Source organism: Tsuneonella litorea, from assembly GCF_025154015.1.
Lineage (GTDB): Bacteria > Pseudomonadota > Alphaproteobacteria > Sphingomonadales > Sphingomonadaceae > Tsuneonella > Tsuneonella litorea.
Genome location: NZ_JAOAMV010000008.1, coordinates 1 through 15,057, shown reverse-complemented (window position 1 = coordinate 15,057; position 15,057 = coordinate 1). Strand labels below are relative to the sequence as shown.

Here is a 15,057-nt window from a genome sequence, read left to right as displayed (position 1 = left end):
TGGGGCAATACGCACCGGTCGGCCTATCCTGCGCGGATGAGGGTGCCGGCGCCGGTGGCGGTGAAGAATTCGAGCAGCATCGCATGCGGCACCCGCCCGTCGAGCACGACCGCCGCCTCGCACCCGGCCTCGACCGCGTGAACGCAGGTCTCGAGCTTGGGGATCATCCCGCCGCTGATCGTGCCGTCGGCCCGCAATCCGGCGATGTCGGCCGGCGTCAGGTCGGTCAAGAGCTGGCCCTGCTTGTCCAGCACCCCTGCGACGTCGGTCAGCAGGAACAGTCGCGCCGCGCCGAGCGCCGCCGCCACCGCGCCGGCCATCGTGTCGGCGTTGATGTTGTAGGTGTGGCCGTCGCTCCCCGCCCCGATCGGGGCGATTACGGGGATCATCCCGGCCGCGACGGCGGTGTCGATCAGGGTCGTGTCGACCTTGCTGGGTTCCCCGACGAAGCCGAGGTCGATCGCCTGCTCGATGTTGCTGTCGGGGTCTTTTACCGTGCGCCGGACCTTGGTCGCGGTGACCATACCGCCGTCCTTGCCGGAAACGCCCAGCGCCTTGCCGCCGGCCTGCGCGATCCAGCCGACGAGCTGCTTGTTGATCGCGCCCGACAGGACCATCTCGGCGACCTCTGCAGTCGCCTGGTCGGTGACCCTCAGCCCATCGACGAAGGTGCTCTCGACCCCCAGCTTCTTGAGCATCGCGCCGATCTGCGGCCCGCCGCCATGGACCACGACGGGGTTGATGCCGACCGCCTTGAGCAGCACGATGTCCTCGGCGAAATCGCGCGCCGCTTCCGGGTCCCCCATCGCGTGCCCGCCGTACTTCACCACGAACGTGCGCCCGGCGTACCGCTGGAGATAGGGCAGCGCCTCGATCAGGACTTCCGCCTTTGCCAGCATCGCCTGGGTGTCGCCGTTCATCGCTGCCGATCCTTCGCTCGCCCCGTGCATTCCCGGCCGGGGGCTCGCGGGGCGCTTAGCGGCTCGCGGGCCGGTAGGAAAGCCACCAGCACGACGCCGCTAGCGGGGTGCGACGGTCTGCCCGGTCGCACTTTGCCCCACGCCGGGCCGCGCGTGCAAAACTTTGCCGCACAGACCATTGCGAATGGTTCGCAACCGGTGGTATCCGGCCCGAACAAGTCAAGAATACGAATGGGTCGCAAGTGAGTGATGATTTTCGGCAGCGGCTGGCCGCTGCCTATGACGCGTGGGGCACGAGTGCCGGCACCACGCCCGTGCAATTCTTCGAGCTGATGGACGAGGCAATCGAGTTCCACACGGTGCTCGAGCGCGAGTTTCCCTGGGATCCCCTCAGCGGCCCCTTCAGCGGCCGCGCGGCGGTGATCGGCTACTGGACCGCGATCGCCGAGAGCTGGGAAATGATTTCCAGCAAGACCGACGCGATCGTTGCCGAAGGTGACCGCGTGGTGTGGATCGGACGGGTGCGCTGGCGCAACCGGCGCACGCTGCGCGAACTGGCTACCGCCAAGGTCGACATCTGGACCGTGTGGCGCGGCCGGGCGATCCGCTACCTCGAGATGTTCGACAGCGCCGGATATGCGCGGGCAGCCGGGCTGCTCGATACGGCCGTGGTTTCCCCCGCCGAGGGTTAACCCGGCGACAGGACTTTGCGGCTATCCTCCCCCTTCCGCGCCAGGCTTTTTCCGCCCGGCGCGCAGGAGGAGACGGCCCATGGCCGGGATCACTGACCAGCCCTCGCCCGGCCCCGATCGCCGTGGTGGCGAGCGACGCGAGACGAAGGCACCCTTTGCCGGAGACGACCGGCGAAGCGACGAACGCCGTTCCGGATCCGACCGCCGGGCACGAACCCGCTTTCGCCTGATCAACTGAACGAACCCGGTGCGGCGGGCACGCGAAACGGGCGGCGCGCCCGTGCAGCGCGCCGCCCGCATGATGGCAGGGAGGGCGATCAGTCGATGGCGTGCTTGAGCTGGCTCATCTGGTCGTGCCCGGCCTTGACCGAAGTCCAGGCCTCTTCGACCGCGGTGCGCGCCTCGACCGGAAGGTCCTTGTGCTCGAGCGCGGCCTCGAACTTCTCCTTGAGATAGTCCTCGCCGCTTTCGACCGAGTTGACGATCGCCTCGTCGTCCCGGCCGAGCACCGCTTCCTTGAGGTTGATCCAGCCGCGGTGCATCGCGCCGGCGGTGGTGCCGTCGTCCTCGGGGTTGCCGCCCAGCGCGGCGACCGCGGCCTGCAGCTTGGCGACGGCCGCCTGGCGTTCGGTCGCGCGGGCGCGGAAGATCTCGGCAAAGCGGGTGTTCTCGGTGTCTTCGGCCGCCTTGGTGTATCCGTTGATCGAATCGATCAGCGTGCCGATCAGCGTGTTGAGCGTGGCGGTATCGGCCGTGCTGGCGCCGGTCCGGGTGTCGTGGTCGATCACGGTGTCATGGTGAGTCATGGGAAACTTCCTTCGTTGCGATAAGAGGTTACGAAGGACATAGCGGCCGGCGGCGCGCATCGTTCCGGCAATCGGGCGAACGCCGCAAACGGTCCGCCGCACCGGGCCGCCGATTTGCCTTTGGCGGACGACTGGCGCTAGGTTGCCCGCGGTCGCGAAAGGGGACGCCGATGGCCGCCAGCGCAATCGATCAGCTCGTTCACCTTGCCCATCTCGTGCTCGGGTTCGGCGCGGGGGCGGCGGCGATCGTCGCGCTTGCCGTCTCCAAGGGCGGCCGGGTGCATCGCTGGGCGGGCTGGACGTTCACCGGCGGCATGACGGTCGCGGCGATCACCGCGTGGATCTTCATGATCGCCCGCCCGCTGCCCTTGGCGATGTTCGAGGCGACCGTCGCGCTCTACGCGCTGGGCACGGCGGTCCTCGCGCTCAACCCCCGCTGGCGCTGGGCGCGTGCGGGAGAGGTCGCGCTGCTGGGCGTCCTGCTGCTGGTGATGCTGGCCGTCGCGGTGGTCGGCGGGCGGCTGATGCTCGCAGGCGCGGGAGTCGGTCCCGCCCCGCTCGTCCTGTTCGCGGTGTTCGCCTATTTCGCGGTGCTCGACGTGCGCTGGCTCCGGCGCGCGGCGATCCCGAAAGTCGATCGGGTCCGCCGCCACGCGCTGCGGATGGCGCTGGCCGTCAGCGAAACCGTGCGCGCGCCGCTCATCACGTTTGCGGACGACCTGGGCCTGCCCGTGCCGGCGATCGTGTTCGGGACCTTCGCGCTGGTCCCGCTGATCTACTTCGCGTTCGCCCCGCAGGCGCGCAAGGCGGCCGCCGTGGTCCGCGCCTGAGCGGGGCCGGGGCCGCCGCGGCTGGCGCAGGCCGTCTCAGTCGACGTCCCAGTCGCCGCGCGGATGGCCCGCGCCCGCCTGGCTGTCGCTCTCGCCCTGTTCGGCCTGGCGCGCGTGTTCGCTGCCCGGATCGATCCGGCCCTGCTGCTCCTCGCGGCCTGGCCAGCCCCGGCCCGCCGAACGGCCTTGCTCGTGCTGGCCGCGATCGCCGTAACCGGCGGGGGCGCCGCTGTCGCCCGGTTGCTCGCCCGCGCCCACCTGCCCGGGCTCGAGCCGCTCGCGCTCGTGTTCGCTCGCCGCGTCGCCGGCCTGTTCGTACTGGGTGCCGACGGTGCCCTCGATGCCGTGGGGCGAGCCGTAGTCGTCGCGGTCGCTGCCGGGGTGGAGGCCGCCGCCCGCGCGCTCGGTGTCGTCGACGAACGGGCCGCCGGTGCGGCGCTGCGACTGCTGCTGCTGGCTCTGGCTCTGCGATTGCCGGGTCGTGTCGTCCTGCTGGTTCATGAAGGGTGTCCTCTCGTTCGACTGGTCCTGCCCGCACAGGTGGCGGGTTCATCCGATCAAGCGCCGGGAGCGGGTCCCGGTTCCGCCGATGCGCCGGTGCGGCAGGGGCATGCGCCGAACGGTAGCATAAGGGCGCGGCGGGCTTTGCGGGAAAACGGTTTGGCGAAGCGGCCGGCGCGGGCGATAGGTGGGGGCGATGGGCAGGATCGTTCGCTTTCGCCGCAAGGGCCGGTGGCGCCGCTGGACCACGGCGAAGGGCTACGGCGTGAAGCCCGCGCGGTTCGCCCGCCCGCCCGGGACATGGGCGCAGGCGTGGCACGAGACGCGGGTGTGGATCTTCCTGATCGCGCTGGTGACCCTTGCGCTCGTCTACCAGTCGCCCGGTTTCTACGAGCCGCCGGGGTTCCTCCAGGGCGCGCCGATTGAGGTCGAGGGCGCCTTCACCCGCTGCGGGCGCGGCCGGGGCCACCTGTGCGTGATCGACGGCGACACCTTCAGGATCGGCTCGCGCACGTTCCGCATCACCGGCATCGACACCGCCGAGACGCGCGCCCGCTGCCCGGCCGAGGCGGCGCAGGCCGAAGCCTCGACCGCCGCGCTCCAGCGCTGGCTCAATCGCGGGCGCTTCCGGATCACCACCCGCATCGACCAACCGACCGACCGCTACGGCCGCACCCTCGCCATCGTGAAGCGCGACGCGCCCGGCGCCGGTGGCGGGACCACCGAGGACCGGCTGGCCGACTGGATGCTGCGCGAAGGCGGCGCGCGGCGGTACGACGGGGGGTTCAGGGGCGGGTGGTGTTGAGGGCGGCCTAGGCGCTCAGGAACCACCCCATCGCGCCGCCGATCACGAGCACCTGCAGGACGGCGATCATGAACAAGTTGTCCGAAAACGGCTGCTTGCGGGTCTTGTGGCGGAACACGTGCCGCCCGGCATAGGCGCCGAGCGTCCCACCGAAGAACGCCAATTGGAGCAGGGTCGCCTCGGAGGTGCGCCGCTGCTGCGTTTCGGCCAGGCGCTTGTCGATTCCGAACGCCACGAAAGTGAGGAGGTTGATCGCCGCAAAAACGACCACGGCGAGCGCGATCAAGGTGGGAATCGTGAGGTCCATGCGCGCGTGTAATCCGGAAATGGTTGCCGGATTCTCAACTAAAGGGCTGTGAATTTTCAACCTGTCTCGAACAGCCTTGTACGTTGGCTACTCAGTGTCTCTATTGCCAATAATCGTTGGCCGCCTGCGAGAAGGCTTCGGTTCTGACTTAATTGAGGCACCCGAACGTCTAGCCAGAGCTCGAGACACCGCCTCCTTGACTTGATCAACATCACTTGAGCGACCATCGCTATCAGGAATAACGAGAAGATCCCACCTCCGGGACTCAATCTCTCGGCCGAGCGTCAACGACGTGTTGGATCGCGCGTGATCAAATAACAGTAGCAATCCATCTTCAGGCAAAGGAGACTTATCAGCGCGGTCGAGCCACTTCTTCAACTGTTTTCTGTATAGAGATGAACGGGAAAAATTTGACTTAACTTCAACCGCAAACCTCTGATCCCCGCGCTGAATCAGGAAGTCATATGGAGCATTTCGGCTTTCTTGGATTGTAAAATCCAAATCCCCTAACGCTCGTTTGACTTTTTCTTCATCTGCAAGGTATTCTCGAACCACATCTTCGGCGTCCTTGCTGTCTCTATCAAATGGAATTTCTTCAAGCATTTGACCGGATGCTTGCAAGCGCACACTATCAGCTGCATTCCCGCTTCTGATAAGTCTGGGCAGGGCGAAGCGAGCGCCTAGGAGCGCGGCAAGACCTCCGACTAGTGCGGCCACTAATTCCGGCAGGGCGCCTAAAATGAAGCTAGGCATATTGCGCCTCTTTCCAACTGACGAGCAGTTGCGCGACGAAATACGCCACCATAGAGACTATCAAAGGTCGCGAGTAGCTCCCGAATATTAAAGGAGGAACTTGCATACTGGCTTCATGAATTACCCATCCCCAGACAATGATACCAGAGGCGGTCACGAAGAAGAGGACATACGTCAAGTCCGCTTCAGATGCGACAGTCAGTGAGTACGCTCCACCCAGCGATTCTTTCCTTTTAGCGCTTTTGATTCGCAGCGAAGATATTAGAAGCGAGACTGAAGTGGCAGCGAGCGCAGGAGCCGCAAAAGACCAGTCTGCACTTGTCTCTATGCGGAATACTGCCTCCATCAAGACGAGCAAAGCAGGAAAGAAATAAGCGCATATCCCAGCGACAAATTTCATTTTTCCCTCACTCCGCCGCCACGCTCCCGCCAGTCCCGTCGCCGAACATGTCCGGCTCGCCATCGTCCGCGACGTCGTTCGCGCCTTCGCCCTTCTTCGCCTTCTGGCGCTGGTCGAAGCTCGACCAGACGTCGCCCCAGTTGCCCTTGGTCGCGGCCTTCGAATACTCGGTGGCGCGGGTTTCGAAGAAGTTGGCGTGCTCCACCCCGTTCAGCAGCGGGGCGAGCCAGGGCAGCGGGTGATCCTCGACCATGTAGATCGCCGGCAGGCCGAGCTGCGACAGGCGCCAGTCGGCGATGTAGCGGATGTAGCGCTTGATCTCCTTCGCGCTCATGCCCGGCACCGGTCCCTGCTCGAACGCGAGGTCGATGAAGGCGTCTTCCAGCCGCACCGTCTTCTGGCAGGCATCGATGATGTCTTCCTTGACCGCCTTGGTCAGGCAGTTCCGCTCCGCGCAGAAGGCGTGGAACAGGCGGGTGATCCCTTCGCAGTGGAGCGATTCGTCGCGCACCGACCAGCTGACGATCTGGCCCATGCCCTTCATCTTGTTGAAGCGCGGGAAGTTCATCAGCATCGCGAAGCTGGCGAACAGCTGCAGCCCCTCGGTAAAGCCGCCGAACATCGCCAGCGTGCGGGCGATGTCCTCGTCGGTGTCGACGCCGAATTCCTGCAGGTAATCGTGCTTGGCCTTCATCTCCTCGTACTCGAGGAACATCCCGTATTCGCTTTCGGGCATCCCGATCGTGTCGAGCAGGTGCGAATAGGCGGCGATGTGCACCGTCTCCATGTTGGAGAAGGCGGTGAGCATCATCTTGATCTCGGTCGGCTTGAACACGCGGCCGTACTTGTCGTGGTAGCAGTCCTGCACCTCGACATCGGCCTGGGTGAAGAAGCGGAAGATCTGCGTGAGCAGATTGCGCTCGTGATCGGAGAGCTTCTGCGCCCAGTCGCGGCAGTCCTCGCCCAGCGGCACTTCCTCGGGCAGCCAGTGGACCTGCTGCTGGCGCTTCCAGAACTCGTAGGCCCACGGATACTCGAACGGCTTGTAGGTCTTGCGGGCTTCGAGGAGGGACATCTGGTATCTCCGGTATCTGCGACCCCCACGATATAGCGAGTGAGGGCCGAAAAGGGAATCGACTTCGTGCCGCTTCGCGGGGGCGGGCACAGCAGGCCTGCGGCCGATTCGCACCCCGGCGGCGAAGGCATCAGGGTATGGCGAAGGGCGATTGCGGCGAAGGCCGCGGGCGCTCGCGATTGGGGATAAATAGGCCGGTAACCAAGCGGAACCGGACAGGCCCTTGCGGATTTAAAAAGGAACGACGGCGGAGGGGCAAAACCCTTCCTGTCGCAATGAGGGAAAAACGCGGGCGGTGTTCCGAATTTTCCCCTTTTCGCGGGGCACCGTCCCGCACCCTCGCGCCCTCCCGGTTCGCCGGGGGGGCGCTCTCGTTTCAGGGCTGGCGCGTCAGTTCCAGAACCAGCGCGCCCGTGCGCCGCGCCGCGCGCGCTCGCGCCACATCCGCACGTACATCCAGATGCCCGACAGCGCGAAGAACAGGAGCGCGAGGCCCGAGGCGAACGAGATCGCCTCGCCGGCAGGGCCGAACTCCTCGCCCGAGTGGAGGTGGTGGAAGAACCCGGTCAGGCTCGCCAGCCCCTCCTGGTCGCCGCGCGGCGGGGTGCAGCGCCAGCCATCGGGACAGACGAAGCCGGGGGGCGGCGCGGCCGCGGCCGCCGCTTCGGCGGACGGCTCGACCCGCGACCAGGCGGCGAGATGGCTGAGAAGGCCGGTCACCGCGATGAAGAACAGGAAGACGGCGAAGATTACCGACAACCAGCGATGCCACTTGCGCATTGGAGTCCCTTGAATTGCGAACTGTTCGCAACAGCGCGTGGCAGAGCACTCCGGAGCGCGCAAGCCTTGCGCGTGTAACACCGTGTAACACGGCGCGCCGCTCCCCAGCCACGGCTCGCGGACAAGCCGGAACGGACCGCCCCTCCCGTTCATTGAATGGGTGAACAAGCAATTGAAAGGACAGCATTTTATGTTCGAGAAGATGCGAATAAACGAACACATGGAAGTCGCCGACTGCAACGGTCGCCACCTGGGCACCGTTGACGAGGTCGAAGACGACACGATCAAGCTGACCAGGTCGGACAGCAGCGACGGCCTCCACCACTTCATCCCGGTCGACCAGGTCGACAAGATCGACGACAACCGGGTCTATCTGAAGGAAGGCGCGCGGATTCCCGAAGGCGTCTGACCGACCCCAATTTTCCAGATACCAAGAAGAGCGCCGCGAAGCGTTCCCAGGAACCCCGGCCCCCGCGGCCGGGGTTTCTTCGCACGGGTCCGGCACACGCACCCGGCCCGTGCGTTGGAAAAGGACAACCCAAACCCGAAAAAGGAGAACCCAATGACCACCGACACCAGCGCCATCAAGCAGCACATGGAAGTGATCGGCGCCGACGGCGTGCACGTCGGCATCGTCGACCGCGTGGAAGGCGATTCGATCAAGCTGACGAAAAAGAGCTCGTCCGCCCAGGTCGAAGGCGCCGAGGGCGCGCACAGCGGGCACCATCACGCCATCCCGATCGGACTCGTCGCCGACATCGAGGGCGACAAGGTCCGCCTCAGCGCCACCGGCGCCAACGCGATGAACTTCGAGGAAGAGGCGAGCTGACGACCTGCCCGGAGCGCGCCCGCGCGCAAAACGAAAGGGCCGGCATCGCGCCGGCCCTTTGTGGTATCGGGCGGTGCCCGCTCAGCCGGCGCCCGGCGTCACTGGCAGGCCAGGCACTCGTCGTAGTCGGTCGTCGGCAGTTCGTACTTCGCGGCCTGCGAGGTGTTGTCGGCCTCGACCCCGCCGGCGAACCCGGCGCGCTGCACGCTCTTGGACCGCAGGTAGTAGAGGCTCTTGATGCCCTTCTCCCACGCCTGGAAGTGGAGCATCGCGAGGTCCCACTTGTCGACGTCGGCGGGGATGAAGAGGTTGAGGCTCTGCGCCTGGTCGATGAACGGGGTGCGGTCGCCCGCGAACTCGAGCAGCCAGCGCTGGTCGATCTCGAAGCTGGTCTTGTAGACCGCCTTTTCCTCGGGCGTGAGGAAGTCGAGGTGCTGGACGCTGCCGCCCTTCTCGAGGATCGAGTTCCACACGTTGGTCGAGTTCTTGCTCTTCTTCTCGAGCAGCTTTTCCAGGTACGGGTTCTTCACCACGAAGCTGCCCGACAGCGTCTTGTGCGTGTAGATGTTCGCCGGGATCGGCTCGATGCAGGCGCTGGTGCCGCCGCAGATGATGCTGATCGACGCGGTCGGCGCGATCGCCATCTTGCAGCTGAACCGCTCCATCGCGCCCGCATCGGCGGCATCGGGGCACGGCCCGCGCTCTTCCGCGAGGACCATGCTCGCTTCCTCGGCCTTGGCGGCGATGTGCTTGAACATCTTGAGGTTCCACACTTTCGCCATCGGGCTTTCGAAGCCGATGCCTTTCATCTGCAGGAAGGAGTGGAAGCCCATCACGCCCATGCCGACGCTGCGTTCGCGCATCGCGGAATACTTCGCGCGGGCCATCTCTTCGGGCGCGCGGTCGATGTAGTCCTGCAGCACGTTGTCGAGGAAGCGCATGACGTCCTCGATGAAGGACTTCTCGCCCTCCCACTCGTCCCACTTTTCCAGGTTGAGCGAGGACAGGCAGCACACCGCGGTGCGATCGTTGCCGAGGTGGTCGATCCCGGTCGGCAGGGTGATTTCCGAGCACAGGTTCGAGGTCGAGACCTTGAGCCCCAGCTCGCGGTGATGCCGGGGCATCATGCGGTTCACGGTGTCGGAGAACACGATGTAGGGTTCGCCGGTCGCCAGCCGCGTCTCGACGAGCTTCTGGAACAGGCTGCGCGCATCGACCGTGGCACGGGTCTCACCGGTCTTGGGGCTGACGAGGTTCCATTCCTCGCCGTTGCGCACGGCTTCCATGAAGGCATCGGACACCAGCACCCCGTGGTGCAGGTTCAGCGCCTTGCGGTTGAAGTCGCCCGAGGGTTTGCGGATCTCGAGAAACTCCTCGATCTCGGGATGCGAGACGTCGAGGTAGCACGCCGCCGAGCCGCGCCGCAGCGAGCCCTGGCTGATCGCCAGCGTCAGGCTGTCCATCACGCGCACGAACGGGATGATGCCGCTGGTCTTGCCGTTGAGGCCGACCGGCTCGCCGATCCCGCGCACGTTGCCCCAGTAGGTGCCGATGCCGCCCCCGCGGCTCGCCAGCCAGACGTTCTCGTTCCAGGTGCCGACGATTCCTTCGAGGCTGTCGGACACCGAATTGAGGTAGCAGCTGATCGGCAGCCCGCGGTTGGTCCCGCCGTTCGACAGCACCGGGGTCGCCGGCATGAACCACAGCTTCGAGATGTAGTCGTAGAGCCGCTGGGCGTGGTCCTGGTCGTCGGCGTAGGCGTCGGCCACGCGGGCGAACAGGTCCTGGTACTTCTCTCCGGGAAGCAGGTAGCGGTCGTCGAGCGTCTCCTTGCCGAATTCGGTGAGGAGCGCGTCGCGCGATTCGTCGGTCACGACATCGAAGCGCCGGTCGGCGATCTTCTTGCTGTCGTCCTCGGGCTTGACGGCGGCCTTGATCGCCTCGGCCATGGCGCCCGCCGCCATGTCGGCGACCAGCGCCTCGCTACCCTTGTCCGCCTTTTCCATCTTCACCGCCGCGCGCTTGGGGGAGGGCGTTTCGCTCGAGGGAGCCTGATCGACAGTCGTTTCCTCGAGCCCCATGGCCGCCTCGTTCCCGGTCCTGAATTCCATTGTCGCCCCGTCCGTTCTGTCTGCTCGAAAACCCGGTTTTCCCCGTCCGGTGTTCCGCATTCGTTCGATTCGGAGCCGAAGGGCCCCGACTAGCATTTCCGGGCACCGAACGGGGATAAACTTTTCCCCAGATCGGTCCCCAGCGGCTGTTGGCGAAGGGCCTTGCAGGACGCAGTTCTGCCTGCCCCGGCCAATATGGAGGGCTCGCGGCGAAAAACTAGGTCTTGTGGGTCCCCCTCGGTCACCACCCACCATGGATAGTGAATCAACCCGGACTCGGGTGCAATAGGGTCAACGCCGGATTAACCCTTTCCGCGGCGCGCGCGGACAGGTGTATTACATTTGTGCGACGCCGCGACGCGCCGGATTTCCACGGCTCGCGCCAAGCGCAAGGGGCAATCGACTTTTTACAAAATTTTTTTTGTCCCCGACCGGGTGCGAACCGATCGAATCCGAAGCCGCAATTTCCGAATCGGAAACCGCGACCGGGCGCAACGTTCGCGCTCGTCAGGCCGGCTGCGGGACCGCCAGCCCGCTTGCTTCCTTCGCGTGAGCCGCCACCGCGTCGGCGATCTCCTCGACCAGTTCCAGCGGCAGGTCGTGGCCCATCCCGGGAATCGTCTTGAGCTTTGCTTCCGGTACGTGGCGCGCAGTGTCGATGCCGCCCTCGACTGGGACCAGCGGATCGGCCTCGCCGTGGATCACCAGAGTTGGCGCCCTGACCGACCGCAGCCGTTCGCGCCGATCGCCGTCGGCGACGATCGCGGCGAACTGGCGCGGCATTCCCGCGGGATAGAAGCTGCGCCGGATCAGCGCACGGCTGCGCGCGCGCAGCGCGTCGGGGTCGGGACGATAGGCAGGGCTGCCGATCGCGTGGGCGACCTTGAGGCCGTGTTCGACCAGCACCTCCTCGTCCATCGACGAGGGGCGCTTGGTGAGCACGGAGATCGCCTCCTTCGTCCCACTCGGCAGCTTGCGGTGGCCGGTGGTCGACATGATCGAGGTGAGGCTGATCACCCGCTCGGGATGGCTGAAGGCCATGTGCTGCGCGATCATCCCCCCCATGCTCGCGCCGACCACGTGCGCGCGCTCGATGCCCAGCGCGTCGAGCAGCCCGATGCCGTCGTCGGCCATGTCGGCCAGCGTGTAGGGGACCTTCGGCTTGAAGCCGAACCGGCTGAGCAGCAGAAGCTTGAGCATCCCGGGCGCCTTCGCGCCCTCGCACTTGTGGCTGAGACCGATGTCGCGGTTGTCGTAGCGGATCACCCGGAAGCCGCGACTGGCCAGCGCCTCGACCAGTTCCATCGGCCACAGCGTCATCTGCGCGCCGAGGCCCATCACCAGCAGCAGCGGCGGCGCCGACGGATCGCCGTGCGCGTCGTATTCGAGGGTGATTCCGTTGGCTTCGATCTGGGGCAAGCCTCACGCCTCCTTCAATTGCAGCGGTGCGGGATCGGCGGAACTGCCGAGCGCATCCACGCTTCGCCGCAGTACCGGACCCGGTGCCCATAGCAAACCCGCGCCCGCCAGCCGCCGGGTCTTATTGCAGCATCGCGCCCTTCGGCGCACCCTTGGTGCCGAACATGTGGCTTTCCTCTGCCGCAAGCACTTTGACGATACGGGCGTCGGAAAGAGCCTTGGCCTTCAATGCCGGATCGTGCAGCCCCGGGATACAATACTGGATGAATTTCTTGGAGAGCGAAGCGACCGGCTTACCGATGTACTCGCCCAGTTTCTGATGCTTCTTGACCGGTTGCCCTAGTTTGCTTTCGATGCTGACCGGCCGGCCTCGCTGAGCCAGCGATTCACCTTGGTACATCCGCAGGTCGACCACCGTCTTGGCGGAAGCGAGGAAAGTAAAATCGTTGTATTCGTGGAGTACCGCGGTGAGGATGCGCGCCGCATAGGCGAACGACAGGTTGTTTAGCAGAGCAAGATCCTGGATTTGATGGAACTGGTCTTGGCCGAACCACCAATACCCGGAGGATGCCTGCCTTTCGCTCCCGCCGAACCGGTAGATTGTGGAGTTTGCCGGAAGCGTCCGCTCGAGAGGGTTCTCGATCCCCCGGAAGGATTCCTTACGCGACTTATGGTTCATGAAGCTGGCGTTCACGTAACCGCCGTGCAGCGAACTGCTGTCTACCATCGGGTGCCTCCCAACATCGTCGTTGACCGGGAAATGGCCGGTCGCCCGCGAAGCCCGACGGCTCTGTTTGATGCGAAGGCTAATTCAAAATCAAAGCGAATGAAACTGGATGAATCCTCACGGCACCAGCACGGTATCACGCGCGACCGCGTCGGTTTCGGGGTAGTCGAGGATGAAGTGCAGGCCCCGGCTTTCGTGCCGCCGCAGCGCGCTGCGGACGATCAGGTCGGCGCACTGGTGCAGGTTCCGGAGCTCGATGAGGTCGGTAGTGACGCGGAAGGAGCCGTAGTAGTCCTCGATCTCCTGCGCGAGCGTCTCGATCCGGTGGGCCGCACGCTCGAGCCGCTTGGTGGTCCGCACGATGCCGACGTAGTTCCACATGAACCGGCGGATCTCGGTCCAGTTCTGCTTGATGACGACTTCCTCGTCGGAATCGGTCACCCGGCTTTCGTCCCATTCGCGGATCGGCGGCGGGTCGTCCATCTCGTCCCACACGGCGAGGATGTCCTTGGCGGCCGCCTCGCCGAACACGAAGCATTCGAGCAGGCTGTTCGAGGCGAGCCGGTTGGCGCCGTGCAGCCCGCTCTCGCTCACTTCGCCCGCCGCCCACAGGCCCGGCAGGTCGGTCCGCGCGTCGAGCCCGATCAGCACGCCCCCGCAGGTATAGTGCTGCGCCGGGACGACCGGGATCGGCTCCTTTGTCATGTCGATGCCGAGGCTGATGAGCTTCTCGTCGATGTTGGGGAAGTGTTCGCGCACGAACTCGGGCGCCAGGTGGCTGATGTCGAGGTGGACGAAGTCGAGGCCGTGGCGCTTGATCTGGTCGTCGTTGGCGCGCGCCACGATGTCGCGCGGGGCGAGTTCGGCGCGCTCGTCGTAAGTCGGCATGTACCGCTCGCCGGTCTTGGGGTTCCTGAGCAGCCCGCCCTCGCCGCGCACCGCCTCGGTGATGAGGAAGTTCTTGACCTCGAGGTTGTAGAGGCAGGTCGGGTGGAACTGCATCATCTCCATGTTGGAGACGCGGGCGCCCGCGCGCCAGGCCATCGCGATACCGTCGCCGGTCGCGCCGCGCGGCGCGGTCGAGAACTGGTAGACACGGCCCGCACCGCCGGTCGCCAGCACGGTGGCGCGGGCGACATGCGCCTCGACCCTCCCGGTGGCCTCGTCGAGCGCATAGACGCCCCACACGCGCCCCGAGCCGGAGTACTTCTCGGCATTGCGGCCGGTGATGAGGTCGATGCACGCGCGGCCGGGCAGCATCGTGATGTTCGCGTTGGCCTCGGCCGCCCTGAGCAGCGCCTCCTGCACCGCCCACCCGGTCGCGTCGTCGACGTGGACGATGCGGCGGTGACTGTGGCCGCCCTCGCGGGTCAGGTGAAGCGTGCCCGAGTCCTTGTTGAACGGCACCCCAAGTTCGATCAGCCGGTCGATCGCGGCGGGGGCATTCTCGATCACGAACTCGACCGTTTCGAGCCGGTTGAGGCCGGCACCGGCGATCATCGTGTCGCGGATGTGATCCTCGAACGTGTCGCCCGCGTCGAGCACCGCGGCGATGCCGCCCTGCGCCCAGGCGGTCGAACCGCCGGTGAGCGTGCCCTTGGCGAGGACAAGCACCCGGCGATGCGCGGCCAAGGCCAGCGCGGCGGTAAGGCCGGCGGCCCCCGAACCGATGACGATCACGTCGTATGGGACAGTCATCCGAGCGTCATGGCGATTGCGGCGAAACGCGGCAAGCGCTTGTGAATGCGACGCCATGGGCGCAGGCACGCGGACCGGAGGTGCTCGAATGCGACTGTTGACGATCCTTGCGGCCACCCTGGCCGCCTTGCTTGCTGCTGCACCCGCCGTGGCGGGCTGCGCGCTCGGGACGCCGGGTGAGACTGTCGAGGTCGCGATCGGCGATACCGGACGGTCGGTCCTGCTGCACCGGCCCGCCGATGCCCCGGCCGCGCGCCTGCCGCTCGTGATGCTGTTCCACGGCAGCGGCGGGACCGCGGCCGCGATGCTGCGCGATTCGAAGCTAGAGCCGTGTGTGGACGGCCCTCCGTTGGCAAGGGTATTTGGAGCTTTGCCTTCCGCTGGTTGAGGCGGCCATGTGTCCG

At 65.9% G+C, this 15,057-nt stretch carries 19 protein-coding genes; 7 read left to right on the top strand and 12 right to left on the bottom strand.

Translation table 11 applies throughout. The features are described from left to right. Positions 1 to 23: 23 nt before the first annotated feature. Complete coding sequence (argB, locus tag N0B51_RS13600) at positions 24 to 920, bottom strand: acetylglutamate kinase (RefSeq protein WP_259963127.1); 897 nt, start codon at positions 918 to 920, stop codon at positions 24 to 26. A gap of 242 nt (positions 921 to 1,162) precedes the next feature. Here argB and N0B51_RS13595 point away from each other — a divergent pair, with 242 nt between their 5' ends. Next, positions 1,163 to 1,612: a nuclear transport factor 2 family protein gene (locus N0B51_RS13595; RefSeq protein WP_259963126.1), complete on the top strand. Its 450-nt coding sequence runs from the start codon at positions 1,163 to 1,165 to the stop codon at positions 1,610 to 1,612. A 79-nt stretch (positions 1,613 to 1,691) separates the two neighbouring features. Next, positions 1,692 to 1,850 carry a hypothetical protein gene (locus tag N0B51_RS13590; RefSeq protein WP_259963125.1) on the top strand — a complete coding sequence of 53 codons (159 nt, stop codon included), beginning with the start codon at positions 1,692 to 1,694 and terminating at the stop codon, positions 1,848 to 1,850. Positions 1,851 to 1,929: 79 nt separating this feature from the next. On the opposite strand, the gene N0B51_RS13585 is transcribed toward N0B51_RS13590, so the two are convergent. Then, entirely contained in the window at positions 1,930 to 2,418 is a 489-nt protein-coding gene (locus tag N0B51_RS13585) for a ferritin-like domain-containing protein (RefSeq protein ID WP_259963124.1), read from the bottom strand. A 170-nt stretch (positions 2,419 to 2,588) separates the two neighbouring features. Between N0B51_RS13585 and N0B51_RS13580 the strand changes: the two genes are divergently transcribed. Continuing rightward, complete coding sequence (locus N0B51_RS13580) at positions 2,589 to 3,248, top strand: hypothetical protein (RefSeq protein WP_259963123.1); 660 nt, start codon at positions 2,589 to 2,591, stop codon at positions 3,246 to 3,248. A 36-nt stretch (positions 3,249 to 3,284) separates the two neighbouring features. Here the strand turns inward: N0B51_RS13580 and N0B51_RS13575 are convergent, their stop codons facing one another. Beyond that, the gene (locus N0B51_RS13575) at positions 3,285 to 3,749 is read right to left on the bottom strand and encodes a hypothetical protein (protein ID WP_259963122.1); all 465 of its coding nucleotides are present in this window, start codon (positions 3,747 to 3,749) and stop codon (positions 3,285 to 3,287) included. 196 nt (positions 3,750 to 3,945) lie between these two features. On the opposite strand from N0B51_RS13575, the gene N0B51_RS13570 reads away from it, so the two are divergent. Continuing rightward, positions 3,946 to 4,554, top strand: a complete 609-nt coding sequence (locus N0B51_RS13570) for a thermonuclease family protein (protein ID WP_259963117.1) — start codon at positions 3,946 to 3,948, stop codon at positions 4,552 to 4,554. 7 nt (positions 4,555 to 4,561) lie between these two features. Here N0B51_RS13570 and N0B51_RS13565 read toward each other — a convergent pair whose 3' ends face one another. The 5 genes from N0B51_RS13565 to N0B51_RS13545 all read right to left on the bottom strand — a co-directional run bounded on the left by N0B51_RS13565 (position 4,562) and on the right by N0B51_RS13545 (position 7,869). Further along, positions 4,562 to 4,861 carry a DUF1294 domain-containing protein gene (locus N0B51_RS13565; RefSeq protein WP_259963116.1) on the bottom strand — a complete coding sequence of 100 codons (300 nt, stop codon included), beginning with the start codon at positions 4,859 to 4,861 and terminating at the stop codon, positions 4,562 to 4,564. A gap of 87 nt (positions 4,862 to 4,948) precedes the next feature. Beyond that, positions 4,949 to 5,614 carry a hypothetical protein gene (locus N0B51_RS13560; RefSeq protein ID WP_259963115.1) on the bottom strand — a complete coding sequence of 222 codons (666 nt, stop codon included), beginning with the start codon at positions 5,612 to 5,614 and terminating at the stop codon, positions 4,949 to 4,951. Continuing rightward, the gene (locus N0B51_RS13555; protein ID WP_259963114.1) at positions 5,607 to 6,014 is read right to left on the bottom strand and encodes a hypothetical protein; all 408 of its coding nucleotides are present in this window, start codon (positions 6,012 to 6,014) and stop codon (positions 5,607 to 5,609) included. The genes N0B51_RS13560 and N0B51_RS13555 overlap by 8 nt, the downstream gene beginning before the upstream one ends. A 7-nt stretch (positions 6,015 to 6,021) precedes the next feature. Continuing rightward, positions 6,022 to 7,089, bottom strand: a complete 1,068-nt coding sequence (locus tag N0B51_RS13550; RefSeq protein ID WP_259963113.1) for a ribonucleotide-diphosphate reductase subunit beta — start codon at positions 7,087 to 7,089, stop codon at positions 6,022 to 6,024. Between the two features lie 390 nt (positions 7,090 to 7,479). Continuing rightward, positions 7,480 to 7,869 (bottom strand): PepSY domain-containing protein, encoded by a 390-nt coding sequence (locus N0B51_RS13545; RefSeq protein ID WP_259963112.1) that lies wholly within the window; start codon positions 7,867 to 7,869, stop codon positions 7,480 to 7,482. 202 nt (positions 7,870 to 8,071) lie between these two features. Here N0B51_RS13545 and N0B51_RS13540 point away from each other — a divergent pair, with 202 nt between their 5' ends. Together N0B51_RS13540 and N0B51_RS13535 are read left to right on the top strand one after the other, a co-directional pair. Beyond that, positions 8,072 to 8,278, top strand: coding sequence for a DUF2171 domain-containing protein (locus tag N0B51_RS13540; protein WP_375545962.1), 207 nt, complete (start codon positions 8,072 to 8,074; stop codon positions 8,276 to 8,278). Positions 8,279 to 8,431: 153 nt separating this feature from the next. Next, positions 8,432 to 8,698, top strand: coding sequence for a DUF2171 domain-containing protein (locus tag N0B51_RS13535; RefSeq protein ID WP_259963110.1), 267 nt, complete (start codon positions 8,432 to 8,434; stop codon positions 8,696 to 8,698). A 98-nt stretch (positions 8,699 to 8,796) separates the two neighbouring features. On the opposite strand, the gene N0B51_RS13530 is transcribed toward N0B51_RS13535, so the two are convergent. From N0B51_RS13530 to nadB, 4 genes are all read right to left on the bottom strand, one after another. After that, a complete protein-coding gene (locus N0B51_RS13530; RefSeq protein WP_259963109.1) occupies positions 8,797 to 10,809 on the bottom strand; it encodes a ribonucleoside-diphosphate reductase subunit alpha in 2,013 nt (670 codons plus the stop codon). A gap of 507 nt (positions 10,810 to 11,316) precedes the next feature. Continuing rightward, positions 11,317 to 12,228 carry an alpha/beta fold hydrolase gene (locus N0B51_RS13525; protein ID WP_259963108.1) on the bottom strand — a complete coding sequence of 304 codons (912 nt, stop codon included), beginning with the start codon at positions 12,226 to 12,228 and terminating at the stop codon, positions 11,317 to 11,319. A gap of 121 nt (positions 12,229 to 12,349) precedes the next feature. Then, positions 12,350 to 12,955, bottom strand: coding sequence for a hypothetical protein (locus N0B51_RS13520; RefSeq protein ID WP_259963107.1), 606 nt, complete (start codon positions 12,953 to 12,955; stop codon positions 12,350 to 12,352). 117 nt (positions 12,956 to 13,072) lie between these two features. Next, complete coding sequence (nadB, locus tag N0B51_RS13515) at positions 13,073 to 14,653, bottom strand: L-aspartate oxidase (protein ID WP_259963106.1); 1,581 nt, start codon at positions 14,651 to 14,653, stop codon at positions 13,073 to 13,075. Positions 14,654 to 14,741: 88 nt separating this feature from the next. Between nadB and N0B51_RS13510 the strand changes: the two genes are divergently transcribed. Continuing rightward, positions 14,742 to 15,041 carry a hypothetical protein gene (locus N0B51_RS13510; RefSeq protein ID WP_259963105.1) on the top strand — a complete coding sequence of 100 codons (300 nt, stop codon included), beginning with the start codon at positions 14,742 to 14,744 and terminating at the stop codon, positions 15,039 to 15,041. Positions 15,042 to 15,057 lie beyond the last annotated feature (16 nt).

Coding starts and splice junctions, on each gene's coding strand:
- N0B51_RS13550 (WP_259963113.1), bottom strand. CDS start 7,089: ATGTCCCTCCTCGAAGCCCGCAAGACCTACAAGCCGTTCGAGTATCCG.
- N0B51_RS13545 (WP_259963112.1), bottom strand. CDS start 7,869: ATGCGCAAGTGGCATCGCTGGTTGTCGGTAATCTTCGCCGTCTTCCTG.
- argB (WP_259963127.1), bottom strand. CDS start 920: ATGAACGGCGACACCCAGGCGATGCTGGCAAAGGCGGAAGTCCTGATC.
- N0B51_RS13535 (WP_259963110.1), top strand. CDS start 8,432: ATGACCACCGACACCAGCGCCATCAAGCAGCACATGGAAGTGATCGGC.
- N0B51_RS13530 (WP_259963109.1), bottom strand. CDS start 10,809: ATGGAATTCAGGACCGGGAACGAGGCGGCCATGGGGCTCGAGGAAACG.
- N0B51_RS13555 (WP_259963114.1), bottom strand. CDS start 6,014: ATGAAATTTGTCGCTGGGATATGCGCTTATTTCTTTCCTGCTTTGCTC.
- N0B51_RS13510 (WP_259963105.1), top strand. CDS start 14,742: ATGCGACTGTTGACGATCCTTGCGGCCACCCTGGCCGCCTTGCTTGCT.
- N0B51_RS13585 (WP_259963124.1), bottom strand. CDS start 2,418: ATGACTCACCATGACACCGTGATCGACCACGACACCCGGACCGGCGCC.
- N0B51_RS13580 (WP_259963123.1), top strand. CDS start 2,589: ATGGCCGCCAGCGCAATCGATCAGCTCGTTCACCTTGCCCATCTCGTG.
- N0B51_RS13520 (WP_259963107.1), bottom strand. CDS start 12,955: ATGGTAGACAGCAGTTCGCTGCACGGCGGTTACGTGAACGCCAGCTTC.
- N0B51_RS13570 (WP_259963117.1), top strand. CDS start 3,946: ATGGGCAGGATCGTTCGCTTTCGCCGCAAGGGCCGGTGGCGCCGCTGG.
- nadB (WP_259963106.1), bottom strand. CDS start 14,653: ATGACTGTCCCATACGACGTGATCGTCATCGGTTCGGGGGCCGCCGGC.
- N0B51_RS13575 (WP_259963122.1), bottom strand. CDS start 3,749: ATGAACCAGCAGGACGACACGACCCGGCAATCGCAGAGCCAGAGCCAG.
- N0B51_RS13590 (WP_259963125.1), top strand. CDS start 1,692: ATGGCCGGGATCACTGACCAGCCCTCGCCCGGCCCCGATCGCCGTGGT.
- N0B51_RS13560 (WP_259963115.1), bottom strand. CDS start 5,614: ATGCCTAGCTTCATTTTAGGCGCCCTGCCGGAATTAGTGGCCGCACTA.
- N0B51_RS13565 (WP_259963116.1), bottom strand. CDS start 4,861: ATGGACCTCACGATTCCCACCTTGATCGCGCTCGCCGTGGTCGTTTTT.
- N0B51_RS13540 (WP_375545962.1), top strand. CDS start 8,072: ATGCGAATAAACGAACACATGGAAGTCGCCGACTGCAACGGTCGCCAC.